This is a genomic window from Methanoculleus sp. MH98A, from assembly GCF_000691865.1.
Classification (GTDB): domain Archaea; phylum Halobacteriota; class Methanomicrobia; order Methanomicrobiales; family Methanoculleaceae; genus Methanoculleus.
In genome coordinates this window covers 1-9,421 of the sequence record NZ_JMIO01000020.1, presented here as the reverse complement: position 1 = coordinate 9,421, position 9,421 = coordinate 1, and the positions used below count along the sequence as shown (strand labels likewise).

Below are 9,421 nucleotides of genomic sequence, written 5' to 3'. Positions count from 1 at the left end.
GCCGGGAGTTATATATATTATCATTTTGTGCTCTCCAAACGACACGTACTGCACAGGTAGTGCAAAACGGAGAGGTGTAAAGGGTTCTCCAGGACATCTGGTGATTCTTCTTCCTTACCTCCCAGGGGGCTTCAGCAGGGGGAAGTTAAACCGGAATATTTAAATATCCGGTTTCCGTGATTGAGCGCGATTCCGCCTCCCCGGAACGTACAGAAATATATATGTCCGTCCGCCCACATATTTATCAATAGTTTTGGATGATATTCATGCTTCTTTCGCGACAAAGGTCACTCAGGGCATGCGAAGGTATCAGGCGGGGAGTATAACCTCATGCGAGTGCTGACGATAGGGTTGGGCGGTGCCGGCTCAAGGATTGTGGATCAACTCTACGACCACGACCGGCGCAGCAGGGTCTACTGCATGAGTGCGGTAGCGATCGATATCGACCCGAACTCCCTGCTGCAACTCCGCCATCTCCCGGACCCCGCAAGGATCTTCTTCCCGCGGGTCGATATCTCGGACCGCGCTCATGTCACGGACGTGATCGATATCGAGGAGGTGATGACCCGCCTCCAGAGCATGGATACAATGGAGATCGATGCCATCCTCTTCTGTTGCGGGCTCGGGGGCAGCGTCATCGATATCGCGCCGCTCATCATCAACGAGATCCGGAAATCCTACGTGGAGCCGATCTTCGCTCTCGCCATCCTGCCGTGCCTGGAGGAAGGGAAGCGGGTCTCGGCCAAGGCCGCCGATGACCTCGAAGTGCTTCAGGAAATCGTCGATGCCGTCGTCCTCTTCGATAACGAGACCTGGTCGCAGAAGATCAAGGCAGCCGCCGCTGCAGCCGAGGCCGAGAACACCGGTGTCATGGGCCAGCTGCGCCAGTTGCCCATAGGGTCGGACCCGAGAACGCACTACAGTATGCTCAACGAGAGGATTGCGCGCCAGATCGGCCTTCTTCTTCGCGCAGGAGAATTCAACGAGTCCGGGCTCGACGTCGCCGAGGTCGTTCTGGATGCCGGGGAGGTCTTGAACACCCTGAAGGGGAACGGGTTCGTCGCGGTCGGCTACGCCACGGAGCGGCTGCCGACCGGATGGCTGAACGTCCTCCACCGGCGACAGTCGCTGAAAGACTTCATTCAGGGTTCGCAGGAGAAGGCCGCCCGGATCATCTCCCTCGCCAAAAAAGCGGTCTATGAAGACGTATCGGTTCCCTGCGACCTCACGAGCGCCGACAAGGCACTGGTGCTGATCGCCGGGCCTTCGGCCGAACTCTCGATGAAGGGGTTCCAGACCGTCCGAAAGTGGATCGATCGGAGCATCGCCGGGCTCGAGATGCGGTCGGGCGACTATCCGGTGAAGAACACGTCGTTTGTGGGGATCATCATCGTGCTCTCGGGGATCACCAACATCCCCCGGATCGAGGAGGTCCGGGACATCCGGACGGAATACCAGCTTGAATGCGAGGAAGAACGATTGAGGGCGGAAGAAGAGGTGCGGCTGCGTGAAGAGGAGGCGGCACGGGCAACCGGTGCCGTCCCCCAGGTGCCGGATGACGAGGGCGCCCTGGGCTTTGCCTCACCTCTTGAATCGGCATATCTCGAGGAGATCGAATACATGGCGGGACCAACCACACCGGAGAAGGATGAGATGATCACGCTCCCGGGCAGCGGCGGGAGCGGCCGGAAGCGCAAGGACGATACCATCGATATGCTCCCGAAAGCCGAGACGAAGCAGGATGAAGGCCCCGTCGTCCTTCCGCCGAAGCCGGGCGGGCGGGAGATCGATCTCACCGGGTCGGCCTCGATCACCTCGTCGGTGCCCGCCCCGAAGAACGCTACCTTCGGCCTCAAAGGGATCAACATCGAAAAGACAGGCCCAAAAGACGATGCGGTAACATATTCCACATCCTTAAAACCCGTGCAGCGGCCGAAAGACGGGGCGTTTTCCGCAGATGCGGGCACCCTGGACCGCGGAATACAGCGGCCGAAAGAAGGGGTGTTCACCGGCGATCACGTTACGCTCGGCCACGGGATGCAGCGGCCGAAGGACGGTCTCTTCGAGGAAGCCGGCCTGCACATGCGCGAAGGGATGCCCTTACCGAAGGACGGTTCGCTGGGCCGGAAGGGATTTGCCAGATCCGGCCCTCACCCCAAGGAGGTCGATCCCTCGCGCGGAAAACTCGAGGTGATCGACACGGCCGCCCGGCAGAAGAGCAGGGAGGAGAAAAAAACGGACGACGACACGGACGGCGGGATCACCTGGATCCAGTAGCGTCCGCTATTTTTTCGAACGGTATGGTTCCCGCACCAACCTCGGTTTTGATGGCGTAGCCTTTCTCAATGGCGTTCCCCACCATGTTCATGCCGCTGAGCGCAACGACGGAGAGACGGTAGGGGTGTTTCGGGAGGTTGAACTCACCGATGCCCCCTCCGGCGGGGAAGGTGAACCCGCACTCCTCCATCAGGCCGACGGTCACCTCCACCCGGTATCGTGCGGCCGCGGGCACCGCACGGACGTTCGCAAGCGCGACGCCGGCCCGGGTCGTCACCAGCCTTTTGATCGAGGTGAGCCCGGCGGATATGAAGAGATGGAGCGGGTCGACCGACGTCCCGCGGTAACCGATGAGATCGAGGAACCCGGCGGAGCCGTGCTCATCGACGGCAATCCTGCCGGCATACTCGAGCCTCGTCGGGATACCCATCTTCTGGAGGACGCCGTCCAGGGTGACGCTGCAGGCCGTCATGATCCCGGCGTGGCCGTCGGGTATGCGGGGATCGGAATCGACGATCCGGTAGGCGGAGAGAAACCCGTAACCCGCCGCCGCCACCTCGTCGAAGGCTGCCGTGACGCCCTGGAGGTCTTCTTCCCGCACGAAGGAGAGGTTGTAGGCGACGCTCCCCGTGGCGGTCGCCGGGTCGAAGGTGCTCCGGAAGGCGAGCTGCTCGAGCCTCGATATGATGAACCCGAGCCTTTGATCGACGAGCGCGCTCTCGCTCTCGGCGATCCCCGCCTCGGTGAGGAGGCGCCCCCGGTTCCCGACCTTCTCCGTAAACCCCATCTCGTCGAGGTACTGGAGGTAGTACTGGACGGCGCGGTCGCTCAGGACGAAACCGCGTTCGGCCATCTTCTCGCTCAACCGTTTCGCTCCCAGCGGTTCGTGCGATTCCGCGAGAATCCGCAGGATCTCAAGGTACTTCCGTTCCGAACGTATCGACGGGGTCATCGTGTATGCACCGTGCCAACACTATCCTGGTACCGCCCCTGATAGAGCCGGTCGCCGTTCAACACTTCCTGCAGGATCATCTGCACGATCCGGTCGCCTCTGGAAAGGCGGATCTCCTCTGCGCCGGCGTTCGTCAGGCAGAGCGTCAGCTGGCCGCGGAACCCGGGGTCGACGAACCCGCCGCCGAGGAGGACGCCGCGACGCGCGAGCGAGGAGCGGCACCTGAGGGTTGCCGCGAGGTCTCGCGGGAGTTCCACACGCTCGATCGAGGGAACGAGGGTGCATGCGCCGCGCGGGAGCACGGTCTCTTCGGCCGCGCGGAGGTCGTAGGATGCGGGCTGCTGGGACGCACCGTGGTACGGCTCGATGACGAGATCGCCGTTTTCGCGCCGGCAAGCGATTTCGCTGGACGAGAGGATCATTGTATAGAGTACTGGCACAAAAACGCTTAATAACTTATGATAGAAACCGAAGAGGGGACCCATGGGGTAGTGGACATCCTTTTGGGCTTCGAACCCAAGGACGCGGGTTCAATTCCCGCTGGGTCCGTTGTTTTTTGGGGTGCGTGGTCCACGCACCCGAATATCGTTACATGAGCCGGATGTATGCCCTGTGCCGCTCTCCAACCTGGATGGGCGCAAAGAGCAATCCGGCATCGGGGACGTCGTCCGCAAAGGCGCGCACCCGGATCCGGTATTCACCCGGCGGGAGTTCCCGGGCATAGAGCGAGGAGGTTTCACCGGTCACGGTGTCGAACCGGACCCAGGAGAGGCCGCCGTCGTTCGAGTACTCCACAAACTCGGTCACGGTCGCCGCTCCGGTGTAGGTGAGGTCCCAGGCAGCGGTGAGGAACTCCTCGACCGGTTCTGCACAGGTGTAGCGCGGGTTTGAGAGAGCGAGCGTCGCGGAGCCGAAACCCGTGTTGCTGAGATCCGGAACGGCCGTGACGAAGGTGTCGGGGAGGGCGAGTTCCGCCGCGTCGTTGAACCGTATCCTGGACCCGGGCCCGAAGACGTTGATGTTGCCGTCGGCAAGCACCCTCAGGCGGAACGTCGCCTCCCAGGTCTGGCCGAGGTGAACCGTCCCGATCTCGAACTCCAGGTGCCGGTCATCGCTCCAGTCGTCGATCTGGTTGACGGTTCTTCTCGGCATAATCACATAATGACCCGTCTCGTTCTCGACCGCGCTCTCGACGACGGTCGAGACCCCGTCTTCGTAAACGTAGGAGAATACGTTCCCTCCTTCCCGGTCTTCGCCGTTGACCCGGATCGTGCCGAAGTCAAGACCCATCGTGGTGTTGATACCGGCTTCCGTCTTGAGGACTCCGGCGATCTCGGTGTAAATCGGCCCCAGGGCATCCGGTCCCGGTGCGTGGTAATACCTCCCCCCTGTCGATTCGGCAATGCTCTGCAGGGTCGATCTCGCGTCACCGGAGAGGCTCTCCGAGTAGGAGATCGTGAAGATGCGGATATCGTTGTCCGCAGCGTATGCCGCCAGGTTCTGCCAGTTCGAGGGGAGATCCCCATACCGGTAGTAACTCCGGGTCAGTGTTCCGTACTGTTCCGGCGAGTAATGGGTCGAACCCGAACCCCGGGCAAGCGGGTCGCCGTACCAGTTGTAATCGCCATCGGAGAGGAGCACCACGGTCCTGACCGAACCGTCGTCTGCTGCGGCGACCAGGTGGTCGATCGAGACCTTCAGCCCGTGCCGGAGCGGGGTGCCGTGGTCGGGGACGATGCCGTCGAGTGCATCCTTTACCGCCTGGAGATCGTAGGTGAGCCCGACATCAAGCGTCGCATGGTCGCCGTAAGTCTTTGGGTACGTATAGTCGTTGTCGATTTCACGCGTGCTGATGCCGGAATTGGCACCGGGGCGCGAGATATGCCCATCTCGCCCGAATGAGACGGTGGCCGCGCGATCGTGGTTCTCCGAGAACTGATCCACGAAGACCTTTGCTGCCTCGCGGACCGAGTGCATCCGATCGGGGTCGTCGTAGAGCATGCTCCCCGACCGGTCCGTGCAGAGCACCACGTCGATCGGGTCCGGCTGGAGCGCCCAGCCGTCGCCCCGCAGCCGGATCGTGACGTCGACGGTATCGTTCACCGCCACCGTCTCGGGGGAGACCTCCGTCTCCACCGAGAGGTAGGGGTAGTTCTCCCAGGTCAGGGGTATCGTCCGGGTGGTGCCGTTCCATGTAGCGACGACGTCGCACCCGCCTCTCGCCGCGGCGCTCCAGCGCGGGTCGCTCCGGTCGGTCGTGAACGTGCCCGGGTAGAACCGGACGACAGCGTAACCGTCGTCATCGGTCTCGGTAGAGAGTTCGGAGAGATAAGGGGCGGCGACCTGCACGAAGCCGCCGGCATCGACGTTTGAGACGGCAAAGGTCACGCACTCTCCACCGACCGGATTTCCTTTCACGTCGATAACCTTCGCACGGAGAGTTGCCGATCTTGAGCCCGGCACGTCGAGGCTCGGCATGGACTGGGGGTTTGCCGAGAGGAGCATATCTACAGGGGCGGTGTGAACGAACTCAACAACCTGCGATACCGTCACGCTTGCGTTGTCCACGGCTGTTGCGGTGACGGTGATCCTGCCGGTGGTATCTTTCGGGCCGTAGGTGAGGTGGGCGATGCCCGAACCGTTGGTCGTCAGGACGGTGCCTTCCGCTGCAAGAGAGGTGAAGACCTGGATATCCCGGCCGGCTGCGGGGTTGCCCCAGGAGTCGAAGAGCCGGTACGTCAGGGCAAACGTGCTCTCGCCATCGGCGGGTTGGTAGGGCTCCGGATCGGCATCGGGGCTGACCGCGACGGCAATTGCGCCCGGAAGTCCGGTGGGCAGCCCGTGGATGGAGATGTAACGGTCGATCCCGCCTGAAGGAACGGTTATCCTGACAATGTTCTCACCCACGGTTCGGCCGGTTCTGAAGGGCACCCGGACGAATCCCGTGGCATTGATCGTCCGTTCGATCTCGGGCACCTGTGCCCCCCCATCGTCGATGAAGGCGGCATCGTCGTCGACCGAACCGACACTGAAGCGGACGACCTCGGTGTTCCGGCTGTCGTCCACCGGGTTGCCGTACCGGTCGGCCAGCCCCACGGTGATAACGGTGATGTTGCCCGCGGCTATCTCGGATTCGTAGTCAAGGTGCGTGATGCGGCAGGGTGGGCCGTGGTCGATCGAGAGGTAAAATGTCTCCTCTACAGCCCCGGCCCGTGCGGTTATCACGGCGACGCCGCTCGTCCTGCCGGGAATGAACGCTGCGGTCGCAGTCCCGGATGCACCGGTGGTGACGGTTGCGGGCGAGATGCGGCCGAAGACCGGGTCGACCTCGAACGCCACGGTGCAGTTGTCGAGCGGTATCCCGCTCCCGTCGAACACCTGCACGGCTATTTCAGCGGGATCGGCTCCGCCTGCCGCCAGAGAACCGGCATCGCTCGAGATGTCGATCCGGTCGGGACCGGTCGCACCCACCGCAGGAACGATCAGGCAGAGCAGGATCGCGAGGAGTACTACTTTTTTAAAATTTATACTGAGATCAGGAAGCCGTGATCCCATGCAATATATATAAGAGTTTTCATTTGATCCGGATTCGGCGGACCGGTCAAAAACGCGTAAAATGCCCCATATATCCCAAATACCAAATATTGTAAGGCATTTTTTAATCCTGAACACTGCAAAAAGATCATCCCTGCAGCGCAACAATCATATAACGGTTCTTCTCAGTAATTTCCGCACATTAAAAACCCGTAAAACAATTGAAATCGACCCTGTTCGTCAGTTAAAGCGCGAATACAGAGACTTAAATATAAAAATACCCGGGGAAGGGCGGCGAGCGTTCCGCGATGGATAAATACAGGCATGTGCAGGTAACCAGGAGGTGCCCGGCGAACGGACCCGGCAGGGGCCCACCTCCCCGTGGCCTGCATCCCCCGGACGAAGAGTGCCACGGCCGTCAGGCGCAGCGGCCGATAAAAATAAGGATTAAGCCCTGCAAGGCACAGGACGGGAGTGCGGGCCGCCGGGGGCCCGGGGGCGCACACGCGTCAGCACGGGCCCGGTGACCCGGTTGTTTCAGGGTAAAATACCTCCCGGAAATGACAGTTAACCTGCCCGCTCCGGGAAACCGGTGTAATTACCCGGAATCGGCGCGGGTTTATCCATCAGGGTCGAACTCGTCAGACTGGCCTGCAACTCGTTCCGATCAAAAACGGGGGATATGAGGACGGCTATCAGCTGATTCTGATATACGCCCGGTCGCTCGCCCCCACCCGAACGGATCCCGGCCACGTCGTCTCGTCACTCGCACCATCATCGTCAGGTGTGATCTCCTGGGCAAAAACTCGTATCTTGTACCACCCTTCCTTCTCCCCGAGGTTAAGAGTGGTCGAATACGTGCCGTTAACATTGGTGTCTGCGGGATGGTGCAGCGTATCGGCCTCGTGCCAGTTGCCGTCCCACCAGATATCGTCCTGACTGTACTGGTACATGATCTTCTGTGTCACGGACTTGTTCCCTGTGTAGCTAAGGCCCCAGGTGGGGACGAGAATGCCGGGGTCATCCGTGTTGAGAGATTCCCGGGTCAACCAGATGTCCGCCGCGGCAGCACCGGACTCACTGAGGTTATGGGTGGCGGTGATGAAGGTGTGGGGGAGATGCAGTTCCGTCGGACCCACGGTGCCGTTGAAGTTGATAACGGAATCTTCGCCGAAGATATCGATGTTCCCCTCTTTCAAAACCTTCAGGCGGAAGGTGGTTTCCCAGGTCTGGTCGAGGTAAATGTCCCCAACTTCGAAGCTGAGAGTCTGATCTCCTTCCCAATCATCGCTCAGATCTTTCGGCGGCTCCAACTTCCAGATGGTCGTTCCGTTGCCTGTCCAGTACTTGCTCATTTCGGTCGACGGCTCATAGTCAAAGACGTCCGCGACAGGCGTGGAATTGATTGTGACCTCATCGAACGCCAGGTCCATCGTGGTGTTGACGCTGGCCGCCTCCTGGAGTTTCGTGGCGATGTCCGCATAGACCTGCGTCAGGTCGTCGCCGGCCGTGGCGCTGTAGAATGTACCGCCGGTCTGGTTGGCATACCTCTGGAGTTCGTCATGGCTCGGTTCGTTGCCCAGGGCGATTGTAAAGATTTTGATGCCGTTATCATCTGCATAATCGATGACGCTCCCTGTTCCGACTCCGGGGAATGATTCGGCACCGTCACCACCTTCCGGATCTCCGCCCGTGTTCCACGCTCCGTCGGTCAGCAAGACTATCGCTTTTACAGGGTTGGTCGTTCTCGGGCTATCCAGGATCATCTGCACGGACCGGTATAGCCCCTCGCGCATCGGCGTTCCGCCGCAGGGGAGCCAGTTGTCAATCGTCGTGTTGACACTCCCATAGTTTGAGGTCAACTCAAGGTCACGGGTGGCAGGGTCAGTGTAGAACTGTGGGTTTTTATAGTGCTCAGCAATGTAGGCGTTGTCGTCGCTGGAGTCGCTCAGCCACTCCCAATAGCCATCGTGCCACCTTCCCAACCAATCTCTATATCCATTGTGCCACACTTCCTTATAGTCGTTCCCCGCCCAATATTCATAACTATACCCGCCAAGATTTGCAGTTCCATCCTGACCAAACGATACAAGCCCTATCCAGTCCTTCGGGGACTGCATTTGAGAGACGAAGGCCTTAGCCGCCCGCATTGCGTGAACCATCCGGTCATCGATCGACTCCTGCTCTACCCAATCTGGAGAACTATCCCACCCACCGTGCGTCGTATTCTGCAGCATACTCCCCGATCGGTCGGTACAGAGCACCACGTCGATCGGCTTCTTCTGGAGGGCCCAGCCGTCGCCGATCAACTGGATCGTGACGTTCACACTACTGTTCACGGCAACCACCTGGGGCTCGACCGTGACATTGACGCTGAGATAGGGATAGTTCCTGAAGGACACTGTAGTGTCTTCCTGCATACCTTCCCATTCGGCCTGGATCGTTGCACTCCCCGAGGCCGTATCATTGTACTGGGGATCAGACATATTCCGGGTGAAGGCTCCGGGATGGAAATCGATTGTGGCAAACCCATCCTTATCGGTCATGGCAACAAGAGGCGCATCATCTTTCTTGGAAATGGAGATGCCGTTCGATATCCAGGGCTCGTCAGTCATCGAATTCCCCTCGTCATCGACCCCGGTGATCCTGAACGAAACA

Annotated in this window: 5 protein-coding genes and 1 tRNA gene; 2 read left to right on the top strand and 4 right to left on the bottom strand. The window is 60.3% G+C overall.

Annotated features, from left to right (window positions below; genetic code table 11):
* Nucleotides 1-330: 330 nt before the first annotated feature.
* Complete coding sequence (locus EI28_RS04030) at nt 331-2,277, top strand: tubulin/FtsZ family protein (RefSeq protein WP_048112869.1); 1,947 nt, start codon at nt 331-333, stop codon at nt 2,275-2,277.
* On the opposite strand, the gene EI28_RS04025 is transcribed toward EI28_RS04030, so the two are convergent.
* Both EI28_RS04025 and EI28_RS04020 read right to left on the bottom strand, forming a co-directional pair.
* Nucleotides 2,261-3,229: a DUF128 domain-containing protein gene (locus EI28_RS04025; protein ID WP_048112867.1), complete on the bottom strand. Its 969-nt coding sequence runs from the start codon at nt 3,227-3,229 to the stop codon at nt 2,261-2,263. The two genes, EI28_RS04030 and EI28_RS04025, sit on opposite strands and share 17 nt — an antisense overlap.
* Entirely contained in the window at nt 3,226-3,651 is a 426-nt protein-coding gene (locus EI28_RS04020) for a deoxycytidine triphosphate deaminase (protein ID WP_048112865.1), read from the bottom strand. Before EI28_RS04020 ends, EI28_RS04025 begins: the two co-directional genes overlap by 4 nt.
* A gap of 55 nt (nt 3,652-3,706) precedes the next feature.
* Between EI28_RS04020 and EI28_RS04015 the strand changes: the two genes are divergently transcribed.
* Nucleotides 3,707-3,778: transfer RNA gene (locus tag EI28_RS04015), tRNA-Arg, on the top strand.
* Nucleotides 3,779-3,817: 39 nt separating this feature from the next.
* Here the strand turns inward: EI28_RS04015 and EI28_RS04010 are convergent.
* Nucleotides 3,818-6,784, bottom strand: coding sequence for an Ig-like domain-containing protein (locus EI28_RS04010; protein WP_048112862.1), 2,967 nt, complete (start codon nt 6,782-6,784; stop codon nt 3,818-3,820).
* A 674-nt stretch (nt 6,785-7,458) separates the two neighbouring features.
* A partial coding sequence (locus tag EI28_RS04005) for a VWA domain-containing protein (RefSeq protein ID WP_048112860.1) occupies nt 7,459-9,421 on the bottom strand: 1,963 nt, incomplete at its 5' end.